This is a genomic window from Streptomyces sp. NPDC002499, from assembly GCF_053595415.1.
Map to the genome: position 1 here is coordinate 312552 of NZ_JBSFXO010000002.1, position 23642 is coordinate 336193.

Sequence of the window (23642 nt, forward strand, 5' to 3'; positions counted from 1 at the left end):
AGGGTGCCCGCATGAGCAGACAGGCCCCGACACTGGAGGACGTCGCCCGCGAGGCAGGCGTCTCCCGGGCGACCGTGTCCCGGGTCGTCAACGGCGTCCGCAACGTCGATCCGGAGATCCAGGAAGTGGTCCGCCGGGCCATCGAACGGACGGGGTACGCGCCCAACCGGGCCGCCCGTTCCCTGGTGACCCGGCGGGCCGAGACCGTCGCCCTGGTGGTGTCCGGCGCCGGGGACATCACGGACGCCGGCCAGAACGCCTTCGCCACACGGATCTTCGCCGATCCCTTCTTCGGTCGGGTCGTCGGCGGCATCGTCGGCTTCCTGCGCCCACGCTCGATGCACCCCGTCCTGATGTTCGCCGAGTCGGCCGAGACGCGGGAGGAGGTGCTGACCTACCTGCGCCAGGGCCGTGCCGACGGCGCCCTCGTCGTCTCCACCCACTCCGACGACCCGCTGCCCGCCCTCCTCGCCGACGCCCGCCTGCCCGCCGTGCTCTTCGCCCGCCCCTCCCGTCCGGTCCCGCTCAGCTATGTGGACCTGGCGCACCGGGACGGCGGGCGCCTCGCCGCGGAGCACCTCCTCGCCCGCGGCTGCCGGCGGCCCGCCACGATCTGCGGCCCGCTGGACGTGGCGGCCAGCCAGGAGAGACTCGCCGGGTTCCGTGACACGCTCGCGCGCCACGGCCACCCCTATGTCCCGGTCGTCGAGGGCGGGTTCACCCTGGACAGCGGTCTGGCGGCCATGTCCGACCTGCTGTCCGGCCACCCCGACACGGACGGCGTGTTCGCCGCCAACGACCTCATGGCGCAGGGCGCCTGCGAGGTAGTACGGGAGCGCGGACGCCGGGTGCCCGAGGACGTCGCGGTGGTCGGCTTCGACGACTCCAGCATCGCCGTGACCTGCCGGCCCCGGCTGACCACGATCCGCCAGCCGGTCGAGGAGATGGCCACGGAGATGGCCCGCCTGCTCGACGAACACATCCACGGCGTACGCACCGAGGCGACGTCGGTCATCTTCGAACCGGAGCTGGTGGTGCGGGACTCGGCGTAGCGCAGGGACGCTCACGGTTTCCTCGCGAGCCGCCGCCCGGAAGTGGCCGGGGTGGAGCCCACCTCGCGCCGGAGGCGTGACTCAAGGAGCTCGGCGCGGCGAAATCCAGGCCGGCGGCGAGGCCGATGTCCGTCCCGCGCAGAAGCTGTGCGGCCAGCCGACGCCGGTCGGCTCGGTCCAGGGCCGTCCCCACTCCCGGTTTGCAATGCGGAGACCTCTCCACTACGGTCGGCACGGACCGGAGAGGTCTCCGCTTAATATGCGGTCGACGTCAGCACTGAACGAAAAAGGGCAGGACGATTTCAATGAGCAGCGCACTGCAGAGGCCACTTGGGGCTGTCGAGCGCATGTACCACCGGAACATGGACGAACTGTCCATGCTGTTCACTGTGGCCGCAGAATTCCCGGTGGAAATCACCGAGGAACAGGTATCGGCAGCCCTCGCCGCGGTTCAGGATCGCCATCCTCTTCTGCAGGTGCACATCGAGGACCACCCGGAAGGCCGGCTCGGATTCCATCGGTCCGCACCGGTACCTCCGAGCAGTCTGCGGGTGCTGCACCGACCTGCGGAGACGTGGCGACAGGTGGCGGCCGAAGAGGTCGGCCGGCAGTTCGACACGTCGCAAGCCCCTCTGGCGCGCGCGGTACTGGTCGGCGATGGGGACCGTTCGGTACTGCTGCTGACCTTCTATCACTGCGTCGTCGACGGAATCGGCGGAGTGGCCGTTCTCAACGACGTGGTGAGCGCACTCAACGGCCAGGAACTGGAGATCCTCCCGGTCCCTCCGTCACAGGAAGACGTTGTCGCCGGCACCCTGACCGCACCGACAGGTCACGAGGCGGGGCCGCCTCCTGCGGACGATCCACGGATGGGAGTGCCCGTCGCACCACGCCCCTTCGACGGCGCGACCCCCTCGGTGGCCACCCTCGCTCTGAACAAGGAACTCACCCAGATCCTTATTCAGCGGAGCCGGGAGGAAAAGACCACGGTGCACTCGATCCTCGTCGCGGCCGTATCCCGGGCGAGGAGTGTCGTGGGCGGTGAGGAGTTCGTGCGCGTGCTGACTCCGTTCGATCTCCGGAAGCAGATCGGCGGAGACGGACTGTGCGTCGACTATCACGGCGCGACACGGACGGGATCGGAACCATTCGACGGAGAGTCGGTCTGGGATCAGGCACGCGCCGTGGGCAACGCGCTGTCCGGGCCCAGATCGGCCGCCGGAATAGCGGCGGCCAGTGAAGCGATCCAGAAGTACGTTCCCGTGGACGCCGACGCAGCCACCGCGACGGCGGTCATGGGCTCCTTCGCCTATGACGTCCTTGTCAGCAATCTGGGAGTGGTGAACATCGAGGGAAGCCTCAAGCCAGCCGCTCTCTGGGGTCCCTTCCTGCCGTGCCTGGTGGAGAACGAGGACCTCATCGGTGTGATCACCTTCGGCGGACAGTTGCGGATGGTCGCCTGCGGCTTCGCCTCCCCGGATGCCCTGCTGACCGAGGTTCATGAGGTCCTTGAGGCGGCGGTAACGAGTCTGCCGGACTGGACGAGCACACCCTCGCAGCAGTAGCCGGCCCTGTGGCCGAGCGGCGAGGCGAAGGCGGGTCACGCCGGGCTCGGCCCCATCCCTCTCCAGACTATCGGAGACATCTCCGGATAGAATGGGTGGTGCTGGTGCACCTCAGGAGGTCGCATGCCCGACGCCACCCCACAACGGTCCGACGCGCTGAAGAACCGTGAAGCCATCCTTCAGGTCTCCCACGACGCGCTCGCCGAGTCCCCCAACGCCTCGCTCAACTCCATCGCCAAGCGGGCAGGGGTCGGACCGGGCACGCTCTACCGGCACTTCCCGACCCGCGAAGCCCTGATCCTGGAGGTCCACCGCCACGACATGGAGCGCCTGGTCCGCTCCGTACCGGAAGTCCTCGCCGACCACACCCCGCTCGACGCGCTGCGAAAATGGTTCACCACCCTCGCCTCCTACGTTCGCCTCAAGCACGGCCTCGGCGAGGCACTGCACTCCGCCGCCGCCCAAGAACTCGTCAGCGCCTCGTGGCCACCCGTCACCGCCGCGGTCAAGGAACTCCTGGACGCGTGCATCGACGCGGGCGAAGTCCGGCCCGGCATCGACCCCGTCGACGTGATCATGCTCATGAGCTGTCTGTGGCGCACCCCGGACAACGCCGAGGGCGCGGCCCAGACCGACCGGCTGATGGAACTGGCCATCGAAGGATTCCGTCCTTCGACACGCGCCGCCTGACGCTCGACACCCCAGCCGCCTCCACCGGCCTTCAGAGATTCCTCGGCTCCGCCCGGATCCCGTTGAAGACCATCGCGATCAATCTCCGCCCCTCGGCGACGCAGGCGTCGACAAGCTTGCCGACGGCTTCGCTCGTCGGACCCCACGCCTCGACCACGACGTTCTGGGCGGCGGCGCTGTGCAGCGCGACACCGAGGCCGTGCTTCAGCCGGATGTAACCGGCGAGGGTTTCGAACCACTCGATGTAGGCGGCCTACACCTCGTAGGCCTCGTCTCATTCCTCCGCAGCGCAAGAAGCCCACGCGCGGCACGTCACGCTCAACACCACAGGCCTGACCGTCCTGAGAAGATTCCGCCTTGCAGCCCGAAGTGCCGTCAGTCTCCGAGGAAGAGCTGCTCCAGCTGGGCAGTGAGCAGGTCGGTGAGGACCTGCGGGTCGGCATCGGCGAGGGCCTCAATGCCGTACATCTGGCGCATGACTTGGAATCCCACGATGACGGAGACGATGAGCGCGGCGCGCTCTGCCGCGTGCGGCCCCCGGACGACGTCGGTCAACTGGCGGTGGTGGTGGTTCTCGATCTGTTCCCGGGCCGTCCGAGTCGCCGCCGGGTTGGACAGAGCCCGCAGGACGATCAGCAGCCCCTCGAGGGCCGGTTCGCCGTACGCGGTGCGGTCGACCAAGGCCTCGGCAAGTGCCCGCGCCCTGTCCTTGTCGCCGAGGACGTCCGGGCGCAGTACTTCCGCGGAGTTCATCGCGTCGACGACGACCTCCTGGAACAGCTGTTCCTTGGAGCCGAAGTAGCGGTTCACCAGGATCGCGGTGCAGCCGGCGTCCGCCGCGATCTCCCGTACTCCGACGCCGTCGTATCCGGAGCGGGCGAAGGCTTTGCGGGCCGACTCCAGGATCGCCTTCCGCGTCGCGGCTGCGCCTCGGCGTCTCGGACGTGAATCCTCAGGCACGGAACGACTCCAAGCTGTGGTCCATCGGTCGGACGTGGCCGAGCACTGTTGTGTCCCGCACAAAGGCGCTGGTCACCGGTGATTATCCAAAGCCCGCCCCTGCCCGTCAAAGCCGTCGCGCGACGCGCGGAGCAGCTCGGTTGGTCAGCGGCCGACATCATGTATACACTCGTAGACATTAAAGTATACGGTCGTAGACATCGAGTCGGGGAAGGAACACCACTCCTCATGCCAGAGAGCAACCAACTCGTCCTGGTCACCGGAGGCACCGGCTATGTGGCCGGCCGATGTGTCGCCGAGTTGCTGAAGAACGGGTACCAGGTGCGCACGACGGTGCGTACGGCCGCGAAGCAGCAGGTCGTACGGAACGCGGTCGCCACCGAGACCGACCCCGGCGATCGCCTGGCCTTCGCTTCCGCGGACCTGACCCACGACGAGGGCTGGGACACGGCCATGGCCGGCGTCGACCATGTCCTGCACGTGGCCTCGCCGATGGGCCTGGGCGGCGCCGGCGCACAGGTCCTGGTCGACACCGCGCGCGGTGGCACCGAGCGCGTGCTGGCGGCCGCCGCTCGGGCCGGGGTGCGACGCGTCGTGATGACCTCCGCGGCCAACGCCTCCAGCCCGTCGTCCTACGCGGAAGACGGCGTCACGGACGAGACGCTGTGGACCGACCCGGAGGACCCCGGCCTGATCCCCTACCGCCGCTCCAAGACCGTGGCCGAACTCGCTGCCTGGGATTTCGCCGCCGCCCACCCGGACGGCCCGGAGATCACGACGGTCCTGCCCGGCGCCGTGTTCGGCCCGCTGCTGTCCGACACCACCATCGGGTCCGTCGGCATCATCGCCGGCCTGCTGACCGGCGGGATTGCCGGCATCCCCCGCATCGGGCTGGAGGTGGTCGACGTCCGCGATCTCGCCGACGCCCACATCCGTGCCATGACCACCCCGGAGGCCGCCGGCGAACGCTTCCTGGCAACCGGGGAGTTCATGTGGATGGCCGACATCGCTGAGGCCCTGCGGGACGAACTCGGCTCGGCCGCCGCCGAAGTGACGACCCTTCAGCTCGACGACGAGGCCGTGCGCAAGGCAGCCGAGACGGACACCTCGATGCGGGAGATCCTGCCGGGACTCGGACGTCGCAGTCTGCACAGCACCGACAAGGCCCGCCGCGTGCTCGGCTGGCGGCCCCGCTCCGGGCGGGAAGCCGTCATCGACTGCGCCCGCAGCCTCATCGCCCACGGTGTCGTACCCGCCACCACCGCCTGACCGCCGAGCGGTCGGTCGTCTCCGGGCTCGACGGGCGTCGGGCCCACGCAGCTTCCGCACCTGCCGTACAGGACTGCTCGGCTTCGCGACGGCGTCCGTTCTCGGAGCGGCCGCCACGGCGACACAGCCGGGAAACGCCCTCCGAGTGTCCATGGACAGAGGAAACCCCCGTGAAAATTCTCCTTCTCGGCGCCACCGGCATGGTCGGCCACGGGATGCTCCACGCGTGCGTCGCCGACGCCGATGTCGAGTCCGTCACCGTCGTCGCGCGCCGCACACCGACTCTCACTCATCCCAAGGTCCGGGTACTGATCCACGAGGACTTCGCCGATCTCTCTCCGCTCCGTGCCGAACTCAAGGGCATCGACGCCTGCCACTACGCGATCGGGACCTCGTCCGGGGGTGTGACGGAAGCGGACTACACAAGGGTGACCGTCGACTACGCGCTCGCCGCGGCACACACGCTGCTCGAAGTGGGCGACCGGCCCGCCTTCGTCTACGTCTCGGGCCGCAGCGCCGACAGCAGCGAGAAGAGCTCCGTGATGTGGGCTCGCGTCAAGGGCGCGGCCGAGAACGCCCTCCTTGCTCTGCCCATGCGTACGCACGTCCTGCGTCCCGGCTACATCCGCCCCCGCAACGGCGCCCGCGCCTCCTCACCGGCTGCCCGGGCGTTCTACACGGCCACCGGCCCGCTGTTCCCGGTACTGCGCCGAGTGTTCCCCGACTGGGCCACTTCCACCGATGCCATCGGACGTGCGGCCGTGGCCCTCAGCCGCCCCGCGAACACGGAGCCCGCCATTCTGACCAGCCGGGACATCAACAGACTCGCCGGCATGTGACCCCGCCCCGCCTGCCGGCCCGCCAGTCCACCAGCACGCCGGAACACTCCAGGAGATGTCGATGGACCAGTGGCTACGAACGCTTCCCCCGGCTCTCGTCTGCGTCAGTCTCGCCCTGACCATCGCTCTTCAGTACGTGTGTCTCCCCGCACCCGGAGGCATCGCCATGACCACCGCCGCACTCCTGACGGTCGACGGTCCGGTCCACCCCGTGGCCGCCGTCCTGGCGGCGGCAGCCGGGGCGGTCGCGGGCGGGGCGGTCGGCCACCGACTCGGAACCCGTACGGGCCGGGCTTTTCTCCAGAGACTGTCCGACAGGGAACGCGGTCCCGTCACCAGGAGCCGGATCGCCTCGCTCGAGAACGTCACGGAGCGGCTGGGTCTGTGGGTGGTGGCCGCGGCTCCCTTCTCCGCCGTCCTGCGCAACACCATCGCCCCGGTGTGCGGCACCCTGGGGACGAAACGGTTTCCCTTTCTCACCGTGACGGCTGTCGGCGTTGCCGTCTGGGCCGGTGCGAACGTCGCCGCGGTGCAGCTCCTCGGAAACGCTGCCGGACAGTGGATCAGCGTCCTGACCGCCGTCGGGCTCGCCGCCTTGTTCGCCGTTCTCCTCAGCGCGGGCGTGCGGAACGTGATCCGCCTCTGGCGCCGGCACCGGCGGGCAGATCCTCTGCAGAGCCCATGATTCCCGGAAGGGGTCACCAGGCGTGACTCCTTGGCCGGTGGCCGTCGCCGTACCCATCTACACCAGCACCGCCCAACTGCCCTTCTGAGCGCACCGATTCGACCGAGCCCGCCGATGCGGCTGCGCCCGGCGGGTTCGACAGCCTCCAAGATGAGCACATGTTCTAACACATTGACACAACTTCACAGTGCGTGACATGGTGACACGGTCGTGCTTCCGCTGCCGGAGATGTCATGAACCTCATTTACAGCCTTCTTGTAGGCACTCCCTTTGTCATCGGACTCCTGCTCCTGGTCCCCAACCTCGTTGCCGGTCGGCCTCATTGGTATGTCCAAGGAGCCACGAGATGGAGGATGGGCGGACTGGCCCTCGGTCTCGTGGTCGCCGTCCTGCTCGTGTATCTGCCGGTCCGGCACGGAGTGATGTTCGCCGGAACCGCGTTCGGCCTGTGTCTGCTCACGGGAGTGCTCGCCGGAGAGATCCTCACCGCCCCTCCGGCCGGCTCCGTACGCACGGCTTCTCTCTCACCCCGCAGGATCCCGAACTACCTTTCCCGCGCGCACAACCCGCTGCTCGGCACACTTCTGTTCACGCTCATCGGGCTGCTCGCCATCACGACCGCCATCGCCTCTTCGCGGATGAGCTCGCGAGGGGTCCGGCTCGTCTGCGGAGACAGCGTCTCGACGGATTCGGGCTGGATCGGCCTGCCCGCCGCCGTCGCCACGGTGGCCACGGTCATCGTCGGATCCGGGGCGTGCCTGCTGGTTCTGCGGAAGATCGTTTCCCGCCCCGCCCTCACGGACGGCCCCGAAGGGCACGGACTCGACGAGGCACAACGCGTGACATCCGCCAGTGCGGTGACCTACGCCTGGGGCTGCATGATGTCGGCGTCCCTGTTCACGTCCGCTCTCCACACGAGCACTTCCCTACCCGGCGCCTTCCCCCTCTCCCTCTTCGACAGGGGCCTGGACGAATCCTGTTCGACCTGGTGGCTGGAGCCCTTGCAGGTCGCCACTTTCACTCTGGCCATAGCTGCCGCCGTCGCGCTCGTCTACCTGCTCGCGCGCCTCGCGAATCTGGCCAAGCCCCATCAGGGGGCCACCGCGTGACGCCCGTCCTGGTGCGTGTGGATGTCTCCAGTGCCGTTCCTCCCTACGAACAGGTACGCATCCAGATCGCCGACCTGATCCTGAGCGGCCAACTGCCGCAGGACGAGAGGCTGCCCACCGTGCGGCAGCTCGCAGCCGACCTCGGTCTGGCGGTCGCCACTGTGGCGCGGTCCTACAGAGAGCTCGAAGCGGCCGGCCTCGTCACCAGCCGACGTGGAGCCGGAACCCGCGTGACGTTCGCCGCGCGGAACACGCCGGCCCTGGACGAACAACTCGCCCAGGCCGCCCGCGTCTTCGTCACCACCGGACGCGGTCTGGCCGCGAGTGACGACCAGCTTCTCGCCGCGGTGCGACTGGCGCTCACGACCGATCATGAATAGGGCCATTGCGCCGGCGCGGGCCGTCCGGAGAAGAGCACGTGATCCTCAGCCGAGGAGCACTGCGCGATCTCGTCAGTCCGGGATGAGCGTCGTCAGGCAGAACGGGTGGCCGGCGGGGTCCAGGAGCACCCGCCAGCTCTCCGGATTGGGCTGCCGGGAGGCCTTGGTCGCGCCGGCGGCCAGCGTCAGGGTCTCGGCCTTGTCCAGATCCTCGACCGCCACATCGAGGTGGAACTGCTTCGGTTCACCGTCGGGCCATTGCGGCGGCCGGTAGTCGGGAACGCGCACGGTGACCAGCAACAGACCGTCGAGTGCGACCCCGCAGAAGGAGTCGGTCTCGATGCGGATGGTGCCGCCGAGCACCGTCGCCCAGAAGGCGGCCAGCGCGCGGGGATCGTCGCAGTCCAGGGCCACTGATCCCAGGCGTCCGATGGGCTCGGTCATGTGGAATCCACTCCATGCTCCGTGTGTCCGATCCGGCCACGGCCTCGGGTGGTCCACCGGGGCCGGAGAGGTGGTGTGCGGTGATGGTCAGGCGGCCTGGGTGGCGTTGAGACCGAGGAGGCTCTCGGCGGTTTCCGTGATCGTGGTTTCGACGGGGCGGGGGTGCCAGTCGAGAAGGCGTTGGGCCTTCGCGGAGGTGGCGTCGAGGTTCTTGCCGAGGAGCTTGCGCAGCATCCGCATGTCGGGGTTGACGAGGGAGATGCCCCGGGAGGCCCAGACGGGCATTTCGCGGGTGGGTACGTTGTGCGCGCGTTCGCCGAGGCGGTCACGGAGGATCGCGGCGACGTCGCGGACCCAGAGGCTGTGTCCGGAGGTGGCGATGAAGCGTTCGCCCGCCGCGGCGGGGTGGGTCATGGCGCGCAGGTGGAGGTCGGCGACGTCGCGCACGTCGACGTACCCGGAGGCGAACTTGAGCGAGACGGGCATCTTGCCTTCGAGCATGCGCTGGATGAGGCCGAGAGAGGGAGAGTAGTCGGGCCCCAGGACCGGGCCGAGCACACCGGTGGGGTTGACGGTGGCGAGCTCCATGCCGGCGCCCTCGGTCTTGATGAAGTCCCAGGCGGCACGTTCGGCGAGGGTCTTGGACTTCTGGTAGGGCTGGATGCCTGTGTCGTCGACGTCGGTCCAGTCGTCCTCGGTGAAGGGGGTGTCGCGGTCGGGGTGGCCGTAGGCGATGGCCCCGATGGCGGAGGTCAGGACGACACGGCGGACGCCTGCGTCGCGGGCGGCGCGCAGGACCCGCAGGACTCCGTCGCGGGCCGGCTTGACCATGTCGTCGTCGGACTGCGGGACGCTGGTGAGGGTGGGTGACGCGACGTGCAGGACGAAGTCGCATCCCCGCACCGCCTCCGGCCAGCCCTCGTCCTTGGTGAGATCGGCGGCCACCACCTGCAGCGGCGCGTCGGAAGCGGCACCGCCGCGCTGGAGCATCGCCCTGAGTTCGGGTTCGCGGGACAGGTTGCGAACCGTGGTGCGCACCGAGTGTCCCGCTTCCAGCAGCGCGAGGATGCACCAGCTGCCGATGTATCCGGACCCGCCTGTCACCAGTACTTCTGCCATGATCCCTGCCTCCTTGCCGAAACGAATCGGAGAACTCTCCGCTTGAGTCGAAGCTACCGGAGAACTCTCCGGTTAGCAAGCCCGGAGCCCGCGACCGGGGCGTGGAACGAGGTGGTGGCTCGGAGGAGGGCGCGAGCTGCGATCAAGGGTCGGTGACAGCGAATGCCCCCGACTGGTCGCCCGCCCCTACGATCAAGGGACAACTGGTCAGTGCGGGATTCTCCAGTGCGCGTAAGGCGAGTGCCGCCGGCCGATGGGCCGGCGGCACTCGCGCACCATGGCGAATTTCCGACCTTCGGCTACTTCACATTGCGTCGGTACACGGCCGCACCGATGCCGTTGATCTCGGTTCCGCCCTGTTGCAGCGGAGTGGCGATCGTGGCCAGCCACGGGAAGGGGTAGTTGAGGTCGGGTGCGCTGACCTTGTCGAGCTCCTGGAGCGCTTCGTCCGGCAGCGTCACGGCCAGTGAGTCGAGGTTGGCCTGAAGCTGCTTGAGCGAGCGGACACCCAGGATGGTCGAGGTCAGTGCCGGCTGTTGCCTCACCCAGGCGAGAGCGGCCGCGGCGACGCTGCACTCATTGACGTCGGCCACCCGGCGCAGTACGTCGATGATGTCGAAGGTCCGGTCGCCCAGCTGGGCCTCCGCCAGGGCGCCCCGCCCCGAGTCCTGCGGGTTGCGGTCCTCGCGGGAGTACTTGCCGGAGAGCACGCCACTGGCCAGCGGACTGTAGGCGAGCACACCCAGGCCGAACTCACGGGCGGCGCCGAAGAGTTCGCCCTCGACGGTGCGGCGGACCAGGGAGTACTCGACCTGCAGCGCGACGACGGGAGCCAGGTGCCGGTACTCCGCGATCGTCGCCATGCGGGCGACGGCCCATGCCGGGGTGTTGGACAGGCCGACATAGCGGACCTTGCCACTGCGGACGAGGTCGTCGAGCGCGGTGAGGGTCTCCTCCAGCGGCGTGTGCCGGTCCCAGCAGTGCTGCCAGTACAGGTCGATGTAGTCGGTACGGAGACGCCGCAGGGACGCCTCCGCCTGCTGGATCACCGCCTTGCGTCCTGCCCCTCCGCCGTTCGGGTCACCTGGGAACATTCCACGGGCGAACTTCGTGGAGATCACCACCCGGTCCCGCAGATCCGGGTGCGCGGCAAGATAGGCGCCGATGATCCGCTCCGAGGCGCCCTCGGTGTATCCGTTGGCCGTGTCGATCACATTGCCGCCGGCCTCCAGGTAGGCCCCGATGAGGTCGCTGGACGTCTTGTCGTCCGACCCCCAGGCCGGGTCGCCGAAGGCCATCGTGCCGAGCGTGATCGGGCTGACGCGGAGTCCGGAGCGGCCAAGGGTGCGGTAGTTGTCGAGTTGCATGGGTTGCGTCCTCGGATCTCTGGCGTTTCGTGGGAGAAGGCCATGTCGGCCATTCGGTGCCGACTACTGGTCGGCAGTGCGTCCGCGGTCGGACGTATCGCGGCGAGCGGCAGCCGAAGCCTCCGCGGGTCAGGGCAGCGGGCACCAGTGGTGTCCGCGAGCAGGACCGACAGACAGTGACCCGCACGGCCGCCCGAGCGATAAACGGAGAGTCCTCCGTCTAGTGACGACAGTAACGGAGAGCTCTCCTCTTCGCAACCGCGCCCGCCGCCCCTCGCAGCCAGGCATGCGATACCTCGGAAGTCGAGAAACTCGATCATGAACGCCGGACGCCCGTCCGTCAGAGGTCGCCGAGGGCGGCCAGCCAGGGAAGCCAGCGCGGGTCCGCCCCCTCGTAGACGTTCCACGATCCGTTCGTGCAGGTGTAACCGATGGCGATCCCGCTCGCGGGGTCGCCGAACGCCAGCCTGCCGCCCAGGCCGGAGTGCCCGAAACTGGTGGAACCCAGCATCGGGTTGCCGGGGCGGGGTGCCTCGTAGCCGAGGGCGAAGCGAAGGGGGTTGGGGGTGGGGATCGCGGCGAACGCGCCCGCGGCGGGGAGGCCGTCGGTCTGGGGCGTGGCGGCGATCGCGACCTGGTCCGGGTCGAGGAGCCGGACTCCGTCCACCTCTCCGATCAGCGCGGCGTACATGCGCGCGAGCGACCGTGCGTTGCCGATGCCATTGGCGGCCGGGATCTCCGCGGCATGCCCCTCCCGGCGGTTGAACAGCGACTCGGCCCCTTCGCCGGCCTGACGGTCCTCCATCACGGTGCGCAGCACCGGCTCGTCGACATCGATCCCCAGCGAGGCGAGCTGCGCGAGAGTCTCGTCGACACCGGGCAGCGGGTTCGTACTGAAGATCGGCGCGACCCGGTGTTCCTCGTCGGCCGGCAGTCCCACCCACAGAGCGAGTCCGAGCGGCTCGGCCACCGAGGAACGGAAGAATTCACCGGGCGTCTGACCGGTGATGCGCCGGATGACCTCTCCGACCAGGTGGCCGAAGGTCAGCGCGTGATAGCGATAGGCCGTGCCCGGCTTCCACAGGGGCTCGGACGCGGCGAGGACGTCCGTGCACGCTTCCCAGTCCAGAATCTTCCGAGCATCGATGCCCGTCGACTTGGCGAACCCGGGCAGACCGGCCGAATGCGTCAGGAGATGGCGAACTGTCACGTCCGGTGAGGAGAATTCCGGCCAGTACGCCTGAACCGCGGCGTCGATGTCGAGCTGCCCCTGCTGTGCCAGCATGTGCACGCAAGTGGCCATAAGGCCCTTCGTGCACGACATCAGGATTACGGCCGAATCTCCCGACCAGGATCCACTCCACAAATCGACGACGAGCCGGCCATCGCGGTACACGGCCAGTTGTGCGTCACCCTCGTCTTCTTCCTGGCCAATGGCGAATGCCTCACGCACGGTTTCATAGCCAGGCTGCACGGTGCCGAAAACAGACATGACTCTCCTCAGGTGATCGATGAAATCAGGAGTTACGCCCTTCCGGTCACTGACGTATTCCAGGACCGTCCGCGTCGACGGACCAAACTTAACGGAGAGCTCTCCGCTTGGTCAAGCAAGAATGGAGAGCTCTCCGATTCCGGGAATTGACCACCTCAACAGGAGTGTCGACCAGCCTGAGCGCTCACCGGCCCCCTGTGCGACGACCCCAGGGGCGCCCACTCCCATGGGACGACTTCCCCCAGCCGCGGTTCACGCCGGTTAACAGTCGCCGCATGTCTCATGTTTGAATCTGCTGTACGTTCGGGCGACAGATTGGGGGATGTCATGGGCCAGCGCAGCGACGCGCAGCAGAACCGCATCCGGATCGTCAACGTCGCTCGCGAGGCGCTCACCGAGGACGAGTCCGCGTCCTTGAACTCCATCGCCAAGCGGGCCGGTGTCGGACCGGGGACCCTCTACAGGCACTTCCCCAACCGCGAGGCCCTCGTTCTCGAAGTGTTCCGCACCGAAGTGCAGAAACTCGTCGACTGGGCTTCGGAGTTGCTGCTCACCGAGCCGCCCCTGCAGGCACTGCGCCTCTGGTTCGAGCGGCTGGCCGCGCACATCACCATCAAGCAGGGCCTCGGCGACGCCCTGACGTCGACCGTCCACGACGCCGTGACCAGGGAGTCCCACGGCCCGGTGACCGGCGCCATCCGCACGTTGCTGGAGGCCGGACAGGCGGACGGCACCATTCGTCCGGGTCTGGACCCGGACGACGTCCTCATGCTGATGAGCAGCGTCTGGCGCGTACCCAAGGACTCCGCCGGCAAGGATCAGGCACAACGCCTGCTCGACCTCGCCGTGGAGAGCGTCCGCACTCACCAGTAGGCGGAGCCCCCGGGGAAACCCGAGCGCCGGACGGCGATCGCCTTGAGCCGCCTCGCGTGACCCCATTTGCCTTGCGGAGAGGTCTCCGGTAGCGTTCGAAGCGAACCGGAGAGGTCTCCGGCTCTGCTCGGCAGTCGGACCGGAGCGGCGGCTCGACTGTGGAGGCGGGAAAACGTGGGGACGGTTCCCTCCTTTCGCCGAGACGACCGACACCCGCCGAAGAGGCTTGGTGTCGGTTTGGCCAGTCCTGCGCGCCCATCCCCCGGTGCGTGCAGGACTGGCCGTTTTCATGCGCAGTTTCTCGGTTTCGCTTCAGCGAGCCAGGCCGGTCAACCGCCAGAGCGAGCCGTCGGAGCTCGTGACGTAGGCATCGCCATTGGCGGCGAGGGTGAAGTCGTAGGCCGAGAGGGATGTGAGGCGCGCCGCGATCGTTTTGCGCCCGGTCACCGGGTCGACTCTGTGGAATTCCCCTCCGGCCAGGAAATAGACCGCCCCGTCCGCGCCCCGCGACAGTGATTGGGGCTCATAGGCGCCCGAGTCGAGGGTCGTGACCGAGCCATCGGCCAGGTCGATCTTCCCTACCGTGCCCCGTATGACGTCGGCGACGTAGGCCGAGTCGCCGTCGGCGACGAGGTCGAGGGGCAGGCCCAAGCCGGTTACGACCCGTTCGGTCCGCTGCCCCTTTTCCGCTTTGTAGATGCTGCCGTCGCCGCTGGCCACGTAGACGCGTCCGCCCGCGACGGAGACGCCGTGGACGGGGCCGAGCCCTCTGGCGATCTCCTCTCTGGCGCCGGTGAGCAGATCCACCTTCTGCAGAACGCCTTCGAACGAGCCCACGTAGGCGCTTCCCTGTCCGTCCAGATCAAGTCCACGGAGATTGCCGAGCCCCGCGGCGACGGTGCTCGTCGAGCCGCCGGCCAGGTCCACTCTGCGCAGTTCGCCACTCATGACCGTCACGTATGCGCTCCCGCGGCCGTCGAGTGCCACGGAGACCGGGGAACTGCCGAGCGCGCCGGTCACCTTCTGGCAGTCCACCGACGGGCAGTTGATCCGGGCAGGGGGCGCATCCGCGGCTAAGGCGGCGCCGCCCCCCAGAGTGACCAGACCGCTCGCGGTCAGCGCGCACAATGCGGCGACAGCGACTCCATGACTGCGAATTCCACGAAGAATCATTTTCGCTACTTCCTGTTCTGGTCGAAGTGCTCGCCGCATCCGGCTTCCGCGACAGTGGATTCAGGGAGTGATGCGGTCCCAGAGATCGCATCGGTGCTGCTGGGCGAACCTGGTCACCGGAGCCGGATTCATGGCGCCGGTGCGGAAGGGGAGGTAGGCGTCGCCGTGGCCGAGGGGCGTCCATCCGCCGCTGAGGGAGCGCGCCGAACGGACGCTGCGAGCGAAGTCGGCCCATGCACCGCGCATGTCGTGAGCCAGCCGGAGTTGTTCCGTTGTCATCCGGTCCGCGTACGGCACGCCGCGGGAGTCGGTGAGCCTTGGGAAGAGGTAGGGCAACTCGTAGGCGTGGGCGGCGGCGTAGTCGTAGCCGGCCGGTCCGTCGGCCATGCGCGGCGGGTGCGGGTCCTCCAACTGGTAGTAGTAGAGGGGCTGTTGGGTGCTGATGGTCCGGGCGGTCCGCAGGGAGGTGCAGCCGCCGAGACCCCGTGTGCCGCTGTCCGTGATGACGGCCGCGATGGCGTAGGCGGCGGGGTAGGGCTCGGGGAAGTCGCCGATCGGGTAGGCGTTCGCGATGGCGCGAGCGGTCTCGGCGTTGCCGAACACGGGGGCGCCTGTCGACAGCGGGGGCCAGGCGGGCGCGGTGGTGAGCCATCGGTCGAAGTCGGCCTGGGTGTCCCGGAGATGGTCGGTGGCGAAGGCTCGCCCTTCCTCACGGTTGCTGCCCATGAGGACCGGCATCTTGTTCCAGCGTCCGGTCGCGATGGCGGTGGCCGGCAGCAGGGGAAGGATGCCGCTGATGTTGGGGGCCATGTATCCGGTGGCGGAGACGATCCGGCCGCTGTCGGCGTCTCTCAGACAGGCGGCGGTTTCCGTGGGGTCGGCACGGTCGCAGCCCAAAGCGGTGACGATCGTCGAGGCGCGTGCCTGAGCTTCCTCGTAGGTGTCGACGTCGTGGATGCAGTCGTCGCTCTCGATGACCGCCGCGCTGAACAGGCCCCGTGCTCGCGGCGATGCGAGCTGCGCGCACACGGAGCCGCCGCCGGCGCTCTCGCCTGCGAGGGTGACGCGTGAGGTGTCCCCTCCCCAGGCGTCGATGTTGGCCCGTACCCAGCGCAGTGCGGCCTGTTGATCCATGAGGCCGTAGTTGCCCGAAGCCGCGCCGGGGTTCAGTGCGGGGGCCGCGAGGAAACCCAGGGCTCCGAGCCGGTAGTTGACGGTGACCACGATAATGTCGTTCTCCGTGACGAGCTCGATCGGGTCGAAGTCGTTGCCCGCTCCGCCGGTGAAGCCGCCACCGTGCAGCCACACCATGACCGGAAGCGCCCCTCCGCTGTGCGGGTGGTGAGGGCGGTAGACATTGAGGAACAGGCAGTCCTCGGAGCCGGAGCGGCCCTGCTGCGGACAGTCCGCCGCTTTCGCTCCGGCACTGCGGGTACCCGTCCAGGTCGGAGGAGCCGTGGGGGCCTGCCAGCGCAGGCCGTGGGTGGGGGCGGCGGCGTAACGAACCCCGAGCAGTTGGTCGGTGCCGTCCAGGGCGATACCCCGCAAGGACCCTTCGGCTGTGCGCAGCACGAGTGAACGGCCCGTATCCGTGACTGGCGATGCGCTCGGAGCGGCTGCCAGAAGGACGACGAGCACCGTGAGAAGTACGGCCAGGAGGTGGACAGGAGAAGGGTGGCTCCGTGATGCCGGCATGAGTGCTCCAGTGCGTGGGGGTCGAGGCGTTGAGGCTGGGGCGTGCCGTGGAGTGCCTATGCGGTCGGCTTGAGGTGGGCTTGGAAGAAGTCCCAGATGAGCGGTGTGGCGTCGATGGTGGTGGGGGTGGCCGTGTCGCCGTTGGGTGTGGTGGCGGGCCAGACGTGGCCGCCGTCCTCGATGCGGTAGTGCTCGACCGTGCTTGCGCCGGCGCAGGACGGCCACACCTGGTGGACGACGTTGGTCTTGACCCGGGTGTTCTGCGGAGTGGCGGCGCAGCCGTCCCGTTGGGCCCAGGCGGAGAGCCATGTGGGGAGGGAGGGCAGACCCTTTGAGGCGTCTCCGTTGTAGGGGATGGTGGTGTCGGCCTGTCCGTGGAAGTCGAGGACGGGGACAGGGCGTTGGGGCTGGCAGGTGCCGCCTTGCGGGTAGAAGGCGCCCGCGACGGTGGCCACGGCGGCGACCCGGTCCGCGAGGCGGCAGCCGACGAGAGCGGCGAAGCCGCCGCCGTTGGACTTTCCCGAGGCGTAGATCTTGCGCGGGTCGACGCACAGGTCGGTCTGGAGCTGGGTGATCAGGGCTCGGGTGAAGGCGATGTCGTCCACGCCGGGGGCGGAGTAGGGGGCGCCTTGCCAGGCGGTGTCGCCGTCGGTGCCGGTGACGCCTTGCGGGTAGACGAGGAGGGCGTTGACGGTGGAGAGCTGGGTGAGGCTTTCCTGGAAGGCGGCGGTACGGCCGTGGCCGTGGAAGGAGAGGATGAGGGAGCGCGGGTTGGTGCCGGTGTAGGTGGCGGGGATGTGGACCCGGTAGGTCCGCTGGAGGCCGCCGACGGTGAGGGTGCGGCTGGTCGTTCTGCCGGGTGGGATCTGGGAGTTGGGGCCGGAACAGCCCGCTGCCGCGGCCGGCTGGGACAGGGCTGCCGAGGCGGTGGGGGTGAAGGCGGCGGCGCTCAGGAGGACGGCGGCCGCGGTGGTGACGATCATCCGGGCGTGGCGGGACATGTGCTCTCCGATCGGGGCCGGAGGCGCCGGCCCAGGCCTGGGCCCGGCGGCGCGATGCGGGTGGGGGTGGAGCGCATGAAGCACAGCGTCGATCGTGTCGACGGCGGCTCTCGCGAGGGGCCGTCGGCCGGGACATTAGTGCCACTTCATGGCCACGCAATACGCCCCGGACACGCCTTTCCCACCATGTGCCTTCGCCTCTTGAAAGCAAGGCCTTTTGACGGTCTGCTCCGCTGACCGTTCGTGCGGTCGAAAAGCGCAGCTCAGCAACGTCGCCTACCCCGTGGAAGAGCCATCGTGGGCGCATCGAGTTGAGGTTGCGAACTTAATGAACGAAACACCCGTCAGTCGCTTCCGACCGGACGGAATTCGTCGTCCACCAGACCGAGCCGATGCGCAACGACCGCTGCCTGAACCCGGTTTCGCAGATCCAGTTTCCGCGTGATGGCACCGATGTGTGACTTGACGGTCGTCACTCCGAGGTGCAGCGCCGCACCGATCTCCGCGTTGGAGTGACCGGCACCCACCAGGGCGAGCACCTCTCGCTCTCGCTCGGTCAGGGAATCGCCGCGTGTGGTCCGCGCATTGTCCCCGGCACGCGCCGAGGTGTCGCTGTGGGCCTGGACCGCACGCTCAAGGACACGGGCCGGCACGGCGGGAGCCAGCGGCGGTTCGCCCTGGACGGCCCTGCGCACCGCGTCGATCATCGCGTCGGGGGCACCGTCCTTGAGGAGGTATCCCACCGCCCCGGCGCGCAACGCACCGTATACGTCGGCGTCGTCGTCGAACGTGGTCAGCATCAGCACACGCGTCGAGGGCAGGGAGTTGAGGATGCGGCGGGTGGCCTCGATCCCGTCGAGTCGCGGCATGCGGAGGTCCATCAGAATCACGTCGGGGCGCAGCCGTTCCGCGAGGCGTACAGCCTCCATGCCGTCGGCCGCCTCCCCGATGCCTGTCTGTCGCGGGACCTTCTCAATGAACCTGCCCGCATGGTCGACGGCCGCATCCGGCGCGCGGCGCCGCGCCTTCGTCTTCAACTCCTGAAGTCGCCCTGCGAGTTCGGCGAAGGACATCCAGAACCGCACTCGTGGCGACGGAGGTTCTCTCCTGCCGCCTTCATCGCATAACCGCAGCTCAGCGGCGGCGAGGCTGCGGCCGTCCGCTCGCCCGAGGCGTGTCCACAGCTCAACTGCCCTTGGTTCGGACCTTTTTCGAGGCTCCATCTAGCGTCGCCAGATCGCCTGTCCTCAGTCGATCACGTTGAAGCCATTGACGCATAAACGGTCGCGCCGGACACTCCTGCTTGCGACACGCCCTGAGAGCGCTCTCATCCAGCAGCTCTCAGGGCAGCTGGTCCCCGCGTTCCACGAACGTCGACAGGGAGAACCATGCGATGAGTACCACCTCACCGCCGGCCAGTACGCCGGCAGGCAATCAGAGAACCATCCTCTTCGCTCTCGGCAGCGCATTGCTGCTGGTCATCGGTGTGCTCGTAGGCCTGGTCGGCACCGGCGGCAGCGCCTCGGCGGCCGTACCGGCTCCTCCGGCAGGCTGGACCACCCTCTTCTCGGACGACTTCACCGGCTCGTCCGGCAGCGCGCTGAACCGGACCAACTGGCTGTACGACCTGGGCACCGGATACGCCGGAGGAGCGCCAAACTGGGGAACGGGCGAAATCGAGACGGCCACCGACTCCACCAACAACGTGTACCAGGACGGGCAGGGCCACCTGGTCATCCGCGCGATCCGGGACGGGTCGGGCCACTGGACCTCCGGGCGCATCGAGACCCAGCGCACCGACTTCGCCGCCCCCGCCGGCGGACAGCTCCAGATGAGCGCGTCCATCCTCCAGCCCAACCCGCAGAACGGACTGGGCTATTGGCCCGCGTTCTGGGCGATGGGCGGGGCCGCCCGCCCGGTCGGCGCGACCAACTGGCCCAGTATCGGCGAGTTCGACATCATGGAGGACGTCAATGCCCTGAGCAAGCACTCCACCACCTTCCACTGCGGAGTGTGGGCGGGCGAGTGCCACGATCCCGACGGCATCACCAGCGATCTTCAGCCGTGCGCGGGCTGCCAGACCAGCTACCACACCTACTCGGCGATCATCGACCGCACCAACACCTCCGCGGAGCAGCTGCGCTTCTACCTCGACGGCAATCTGACCTTCACCGTCAATGAGAACCAGGTCTCCGTACCCACCTGGCAGGCCGCGATCGACCACGGTTTCATGGCCATCTTCGACCTCGCGATCGCCGGTTCCTACCCCGACAAGGTCTGCGGCTGCAACTCTGCCGCCCAGGCGGGCAGCATCACTTCCGGTGCCGCCATGAGCGTCGACTGGTTCGCGGTCTACCAGCAGAGTCCGGGCGGGACCACGACCGGCGGCACGACGACCGGCGGTACCACCGGCAGTACGACGACCGGCGGAACCACGACCGGCGGAACCACCGGCGGGAGCACCCAGACGCCGGACTACACCGCGGGCGTGACGCGGGTGAGCGCCAGTCAGGCGCAGATCACGTTCCACCCGACAACGCCCGCTGCCTATGTCGATGTGCACTACCTCATCAACGGCGCCAACCAGCAGAACTTCCGCATGACCAACAACGGTGGCACCTGGACACAGAACGTCAGCATCGCCACCGGCTCCACCCTGACGTACTGGTTCACCTACGAGAAGAACGGCCCTCAGTACGACAGTCCGCACTACACGTACGTTCAGTGAGACCCCCCGGGCCGGCCCCCCATACCGGCCCGGGAACCTGAATCCTCATCAGTCCCTCCCCCGCGCACCCCTGATGACCAGATCCCGCAGAGAGTGTTGACCGAGCCAGACATCCGATGTTCACTGCAAGTGACGCGGACATGTCGATAACGGATCACCCCTGCCAGGCGCAGATTTTGCGGTATCCAAGGTCTGCGACTCAACGACCTGTCCCGCTGCAAGTCATCGGATCATTCAAGACCCATGACCAACAGGGAGGGCACTCGATGAGACAACGAAGACTCGTCCGAGCTTTACTCGCAGCCGTCTGCATCATGAGCGGAACGGCGGTAGGTCTCTCGACCCCCGCTGTGGCGGCTCCGACGGACGCAGCGTTCAACTCCACCACCGGAGAACTGAACGTGGACCGCGCCGCCTACCTGTCCAAGCACGACCTCGTCTACAACCGGCCCACCACCAACCCGCTCCACGGGTTGACCGTGGGCAACGGCCGCACAGGGGCCATGGCGTGGCAGAACAATGGGCTGACCATGCAGGTCTCCGGAGTGGACACCTCACAACAGACCGCGTTCGGCGCGGGGTTGCTCAACCTCTCCACCTCCCCCGCCCTGGAGAGCGGCTACAGCACCTACCAGCAACGCCTGTCGCTGTACGACGGCACTCTGACCACCAAGTACGACGCCAACCGCACGGTGACCGTGATGGGCGCGCCGAACTCCGAGGTGATGGGTGTCCACGTGGAGGACTCACGCTCCGGAGTCTCCGCGGTCACCCTCGACCTGAGCCTGTGGGACACCTCGCAGTTGGGCAACAGCGGGGATGTCCCCGATCTCAACACCTGGAAGACGGTGGCGACTTACGCCGATTCCACGGGGGCCGGACTGAGCCGCGGGCAGACCGACGCACAGAACTTCGGCTACACGCTCGCCGCGTCGGTGGAGGGCACGCCGTACACCGCACGAGTCGTCGACGGCCGTACCGTCCGGCTGACGATCACACCCTCCAGCAGCTACACCATCTGGTTCACCGCGAGCAGCCGGCTCAACGCGCCCTCGCACGACTCGGTGGCCCAGGCCAAACGCGCGCTGGCAGCGGCCAAGAGCCGTGGCTACAGCGCGACGCTCAGCGACTTCCGCAATTGGTGGCACGACTTCTGGGGCAAGTCGTTCGTGCAGTACTCGGGCTTGTCCGGCGACGCGGACTACCTGGAGAACGTCTACTACCTGAGCACCTACATGATCGCCGCCGGCGGGTACGGGACGAACCCGTTCCACTTCATCAACGGCGTCTTCCGCGCCACGGGTGACCAGACCAAGTGGAGCAACGCCTACTGGTACTGGAACCAGCGCGATGTGTACAACTCCTTCCTCGCCTCCAACCACGCCGACCTGCTGGCCGGCTTCAACCGGCTCTACAGCCGCAACGCGACGGCGCTCAAGGCGTACACGCGAACCCGGTACAACGTCGACGGACTGTGGGTGCCGGAGACCATGGGCTGGGACGGCAACGCCCGCGGCACGGTCAACAGCGACTACACCAAGAACATCTGGTCGACGGGCACCGAGGCCGCGTACAACATGTATCTCCAGTACGCGTACACCAATGACTCCGCCTATCTGCGGGACACCGTCTACCCCTTCATGCGGGACGTGGTGAAGTTCTACGCGGCGAAGCTCTCCGTCGACTCGGCGGGCAAGTACTACGTGGCGACCTCGAACGCGCACGAGACGTACTGGAACGTGCCGAACGCGATCACCGACCTCGCGGCGGTGCGCACGCTGTTCCCCCTCGCCATCCGAACGTCCCAATCCCTCGGTGTGGACGCCGACTTGCGCCCCCAGTGGCAGCGGATCGTGGACAACCTGATCGCGTATCCGTCCACCGCGGACGTCTACCTGCCGCATACCCCGCCGCTCGCGCAGACCCGCAACGGGGAGAACGTCGCCAGCGAGATCATCTGGCCCTACGACCGGACCGGCATCGGCTTCCCGGACCAGCAGAAGGCCGTGAACACCTTCAACGCGCGGCCCTTCCCGTACGACAACGTGTGGGCCAACGACGCCGTGCAGGCAGCCCGGTTGGGGCTCGGTGACCAGGCCTACCAGGGCATGAAGACGATGCTCCGCAAGTACCAGACCTATCCCAACGGCATGACCGACAACACCAACGGCGTCTTCGAGTACCTCGGGGTGCATCTCACGGCCCTCAACGAGTCGCTCCTCCAGTCCTACAACGACAAGATCCGGGTCTTCCCCGCACCGCCGACCGACTCCTCTTTCGTCGGGCGGTTCACCCTGCTGGCCAAGGGTGGTTTCACGGTCAGTTCGGAGCGTGAGGCCGGCGAGGTGAAGTACATCGGGATCAAGAGCCAGTTTGGCAACTCGACACGGGTCGTGAACCCGTGGGGCACCCAACAGCTCAGGGTCCGTCGGGTCTCCGACGGCGCCACCGTACTCACCACCAGCGCCGCCGAGTTCGACCTCGCGACGACCTCCGGCGCGGTGTACGTGGTGGAGCGCACCGCGAAGCCGCTGTCCTCCTACACCCCCGTACGACTCACCGGGTCCGCGAACCAGAGCGAGAAGAGCCTCAGCGGCACCAGCTCAACCCTGGGCATGGCCCAGGCCCCCAACCCCATGGTGAACAACACCCAGTTGACCTACGACAGCAACTGGCACGCCACCAGCGGACGCGGCTACGGCGACTACAACGACGACACCCACCACAGCACGACGGTGAACGCCGTGGCCCAGTACACGTTCACCGGGACGGGAGTCGCCTACCTCTCCGAACGCAACGGAGACATGGGACCCGTCGACGTCTACCTGGACGGCACCCTTCAGGCGACGGTGGACCTGCGGGTGACCGGCGCGCGCCAGGTGCAGCAGACCGTGTGGCAGCGCACCGGGCTGACGCGGGGCACGCACACCATCCGTATCGTCAACCGAAGTACCTCGGTGGGGATGGTGGACGCCCTGCGCATCACACCGTAGGTCCGCCGCCTCGTCCACCGTGGACGGTCTCCGGTTCGACCGGAGGCCGTCCACCCGGTGCCCCCTGAACACGCCCGCGCCGACGCGTCGTTCGGACTTTCGTGGCGGTTCACCATCGCCAATCAGGAGCCCTCCCGTTGTCCGCGCGGTACGTGCCGCACCCTCAACTCCCGGGTTCACAGGGTCTGTTCACGGTCGAGAACCGCAG

General features: G+C 68.1%; 20 protein-coding genes. 11 read left to right on the forward strand and 9 right to left on the reverse strand.

The features are described 5' to 3' along the window. The first annotated feature begins 11 nt into the window (after window positions 1–11). The 3 genes from ACWD5F_RS06080 to ACWD5F_RS06090 all read left to right on the forward strand — a co-directional run bounded on the left by ACWD5F_RS06080 (window position 12) and on the right by ACWD5F_RS06090 (window position 3307). Window positions 12–1052: a LacI family DNA-binding transcriptional regulator gene (locus tag ACWD5F_RS06080; protein ID WP_401714797.1), complete on the forward strand. Its 1041-nt coding sequence runs from the start codon at window positions 12–14 to the stop codon at window positions 1050–1052. A 362-nt stretch (window positions 1053–1414) separates the two neighbouring features. After that, window positions 1415–2617 (forward strand): condensation domain-containing protein, encoded by a 1203-nt coding sequence (locus ACWD5F_RS06085; RefSeq protein WP_451251537.1) that lies wholly within the window; start codon window positions 1415–1417, stop codon window positions 2615–2617. 123 nt (window positions 2618–2740) lie between these two features. Continuing rightward, window positions 2741–3307, forward strand: coding sequence for a TetR/AcrR family transcriptional regulator (locus tag ACWD5F_RS06090; RefSeq protein WP_451251539.1), 567 nt, complete (start codon window positions 2741–2743; stop codon window positions 3305–3307). A 375-nt stretch (window positions 3308–3682) separates the two neighbouring features. Here the strand turns inward: ACWD5F_RS06090 and ACWD5F_RS06095 are convergent, their stop codons facing one another. Next, window positions 3683–4267 carry a TetR/AcrR family transcriptional regulator gene (locus tag ACWD5F_RS06095; protein ID WP_451251541.1) on the reverse strand — a complete coding sequence of 195 codons (585 nt, stop codon included), beginning with the start codon at window positions 4265–4267 and terminating at the stop codon, window positions 3683–3685. Window positions 4268–4495: 228 nt separating this feature from the next. Between ACWD5F_RS06095 and ACWD5F_RS06100 the strand changes: the two genes are divergently transcribed. From ACWD5F_RS06100 to ACWD5F_RS06120, 5 genes are all read left to right on the forward strand, one after another. Beyond that, complete coding sequence (locus ACWD5F_RS06100) at window positions 4496–5536, forward strand: NAD-dependent epimerase/dehydratase family protein (RefSeq protein ID WP_451251543.1); 1041 nt, start codon at window positions 4496–4498, stop codon at window positions 5534–5536. Window positions 5537–5706: 170 nt separating this feature from the next. Continuing rightward, window positions 5707–6375 carry an epimerase gene (locus tag ACWD5F_RS06105; protein ID WP_451251545.1) on the forward strand — a complete coding sequence of 223 codons (669 nt, stop codon included), beginning with the start codon at window positions 5707–5709 and terminating at the stop codon, window positions 6373–6375. Between the two features lie 166 nt (window positions 6376–6541). After that, window positions 6542–7060 carry a DedA family protein gene (locus ACWD5F_RS06110; RefSeq protein WP_451251547.1) on the forward strand — a complete coding sequence of 173 codons (519 nt, stop codon included), beginning with the start codon at window positions 6542–6544 and terminating at the stop codon, window positions 7058–7060. A gap of 353 nt (window positions 7061–7413) precedes the next feature. Continuing rightward, window positions 7414–8169, forward strand: a complete 756-nt coding sequence (locus ACWD5F_RS06115; protein WP_451251549.1) for a hypothetical protein — start codon at window positions 7414–7416, stop codon at window positions 8167–8169. Next, complete coding sequence (locus tag ACWD5F_RS06120; RefSeq protein ID WP_401714822.1) at window positions 8166–8549, forward strand: GntR family transcriptional regulator; 384 nt, start codon at window positions 8166–8168, stop codon at window positions 8547–8549. The genes ACWD5F_RS06115 and ACWD5F_RS06120 overlap by 4 nt, the downstream gene beginning before the upstream one ends. A 72-nt stretch (window positions 8550–8621) precedes the next feature. Here ACWD5F_RS06120 and ACWD5F_RS06125 read toward each other — a convergent pair whose 3' ends face one another. The 4 genes from ACWD5F_RS06125 to ACWD5F_RS06140 all read right to left on the reverse strand — a co-directional run bounded on the left by ACWD5F_RS06125 (window position 8622) and on the right by ACWD5F_RS06140 (window position 12971). Continuing rightward, entirely contained in the window at window positions 8622–8993 is a 372-nt protein-coding gene (locus ACWD5F_RS06125) for a VOC family protein (RefSeq protein ID WP_451251551.1), read from the reverse strand. 87 nt (window positions 8994–9080) lie between these two features. Then, entirely contained in the window at window positions 9081–10112 is a 1032-nt protein-coding gene (locus ACWD5F_RS06130; RefSeq protein ID WP_451251553.1) for an SDR family oxidoreductase, read from the reverse strand. 299 nt (window positions 10113–10411) lie between these two features. Next, entirely contained in the window at window positions 10412–11479 is a 1068-nt protein-coding gene (locus tag ACWD5F_RS06135) for an aldo/keto reductase (protein WP_451251555.1), read from the reverse strand. Window positions 11480–11819: 340 nt separating this feature from the next. After that, window positions 11820–12971: a serine hydrolase domain-containing protein gene (locus ACWD5F_RS06140; protein ID WP_451251557.1), complete on the reverse strand. Its 1152-nt coding sequence runs from the start codon at window positions 12969–12971 to the stop codon at window positions 11820–11822. A 327-nt stretch (window positions 12972–13298) separates the two neighbouring features. Between ACWD5F_RS06140 and ACWD5F_RS06145 the strand changes: the two genes are divergently transcribed. Then, window positions 13299–13844: a TetR/AcrR family transcriptional regulator gene (locus tag ACWD5F_RS06145; RefSeq protein WP_401714831.1), complete on the forward strand. Its 546-nt coding sequence runs from the start codon at window positions 13299–13301 to the stop codon at window positions 13842–13844. 312 nt (window positions 13845–14156) lie between these two features. Here the strand turns inward: ACWD5F_RS06145 and ACWD5F_RS06150 are convergent, their stop codons facing one another. The 4 genes from ACWD5F_RS06150 to ACWD5F_RS06165 all read right to left on the reverse strand — a co-directional run bounded on the left by ACWD5F_RS06150 (window position 14157) and on the right by ACWD5F_RS06165 (window position 18786). Beyond that, entirely contained in the window at window positions 14157–15017 is an 861-nt protein-coding gene (locus tag ACWD5F_RS06150; RefSeq protein ID WP_451251559.1) for a Vgb family protein, read from the reverse strand. Between the two features lie 60 nt (window positions 15018–15077). Then, the gene (locus tag ACWD5F_RS06155; protein WP_451251560.1) at window positions 15078–16589 is read right to left on the reverse strand and encodes a carboxylesterase/lipase family protein; all 1512 of its coding nucleotides are present in this window, start codon (window positions 16587–16589) and stop codon (window positions 15078–15080) included. A gap of 179 nt (window positions 16590–16768) precedes the next feature. Continuing rightward, on the reverse strand, window positions 16769–17713 hold the full coding sequence (locus ACWD5F_RS06160; RefSeq protein WP_451251562.1) for an alpha/beta hydrolase family esterase: 945 nt from the start codon (window positions 17711–17713) through the stop codon (window positions 16769–16771). 344 nt (window positions 17714–18057) lie between these two features. Continuing rightward, window positions 18058–18786 carry a response regulator gene (locus tag ACWD5F_RS06165; RefSeq protein ID WP_451251564.1) on the reverse strand — a complete coding sequence of 243 codons (729 nt, stop codon included), beginning with the start codon at window positions 18784–18786 and terminating at the stop codon, window positions 18058–18060. Window positions 18787–19106: 320 nt separating this feature from the next. Between ACWD5F_RS06165 and ACWD5F_RS06170 the strand changes: the two genes are divergently transcribed. Further along, a complete protein-coding gene (locus ACWD5F_RS06170) occupies window positions 19107–20441 on the forward strand; it encodes a glycoside hydrolase family 16 protein (RefSeq protein WP_451251566.1) in 1335 nt (444 codons plus the stop codon). Between the two features lie 314 nt (window positions 20442–20755). Next, the gene (locus tag ACWD5F_RS06175; RefSeq protein WP_451251568.1) at window positions 20756–23434 is read left to right on the forward strand and encodes a glycosyl hydrolase family 95 catalytic domain-containing protein; all 2679 of its coding nucleotides are present in this window, start codon (window positions 20756–20758) and stop codon (window positions 23432–23434) included. Window positions 23435–23642: the final 208 nt, after the last annotated feature.

What these genes read in the sequence shown, in the direction of transcription:
- ACWD5F_RS06080 (WP_401714797.1), top strand. Translation starts at nt 12, where the DNA reads ATGAGCAGACAGGCCCCGACACTGGAGGACGTCGCCCGCGAGGCAGGC.
- ACWD5F_RS06085 (WP_451251537.1), top strand. Translation starts at nt 1,415, where the DNA reads ATGGACGAACTGTCCATGCTGTTCACTGTGGCCGCAGAATTCCCGGTG.
- ACWD5F_RS06090 (WP_451251539.1), top strand. Translation starts at nt 2,741, where the DNA reads ATGCCCGACGCCACCCCACAACGGTCCGACGCGCTGAAGAACCGTGAA.
- ACWD5F_RS06100 (WP_451251543.1), top strand. Translation starts at nt 4,496, where the DNA reads ATGCCAGAGAGCAACCAACTCGTCCTGGTCACCGGAGGCACCGGCTAT.
- ACWD5F_RS06110 (WP_451251547.1), top strand. Translation starts at nt 6,542, where the DNA reads ATGACCACCGCCGCACTCCTGACGGTCGACGGTCCGGTCCACCCCGTG.
- ACWD5F_RS06115 (WP_451251549.1), top strand. Translation starts at nt 7,414, where the DNA reads ATGGGCGGACTGGCCCTCGGTCTCGTGGTCGCCGTCCTGCTCGTGTAT.
- ACWD5F_RS06125 (WP_451251551.1), bottom strand. Translation starts at nt 8,993, where the DNA reads ATGACCGAGCCCATCGGACGCCTGGGATCAGTGGCCCTGGACTGCGAC.
- ACWD5F_RS06130 (WP_451251553.1), bottom strand. Translation starts at nt 10,112, where the DNA reads ATGGCAGAAGTACTGGTGACAGGCGGGTCCGGATACATCGGCAGCTGG.
- ACWD5F_RS06135 (WP_451251555.1), bottom strand. Translation starts at nt 11,479, where the DNA reads ATGCAACTCGACAACTACCGCACCCTTGGCCGCTCCGGACTCCGCGTC.
- ACWD5F_RS06140 (WP_451251557.1), bottom strand. Translation starts at nt 12,971, where the DNA reads ATGTCTGTTTTCGGCACCGTGCAGCCTGGCTATGAAACCGTGCGTGAG.
- ACWD5F_RS06145 (WP_401714831.1), top strand. Translation starts at nt 13,299, where the DNA reads ATGGGCCAGCGCAGCGACGCGCAGCAGAACCGCATCCGGATCGTCAAC.
- ACWD5F_RS06150 (WP_451251559.1), bottom strand. Translation starts at nt 15,017, where the DNA reads ATGATTCTTCGTGGAATTCGCAGTCATGGAGTCGCTGTCGCCGCATTG.
- ACWD5F_RS06160 (WP_451251562.1), bottom strand. Translation starts at nt 17,713, where the DNA reads ATGTCCCGCCACGCCCGGATGATCGTCACCACCGCGGCCGCCGTCCTC.
- ACWD5F_RS06165 (WP_451251564.1), bottom strand. Translation starts at nt 18,786, where the DNA reads ATGTCCTTCGCCGAACTCGCAGGGCGACTTCAGGAGTTGAAGACGAAG.
- ACWD5F_RS06170 (WP_451251566.1), top strand. Translation starts at nt 19,107, where the DNA reads ATGAGTACCACCTCACCGCCGGCCAGTACGCCGGCAGGCAATCAGAGA.
- ACWD5F_RS06175 (WP_451251568.1), top strand. Translation starts at nt 20,756, where the DNA reads ATGAGCGGAACGGCGGTAGGTCTCTCGACCCCCGCTGTGGCGGCTCCG.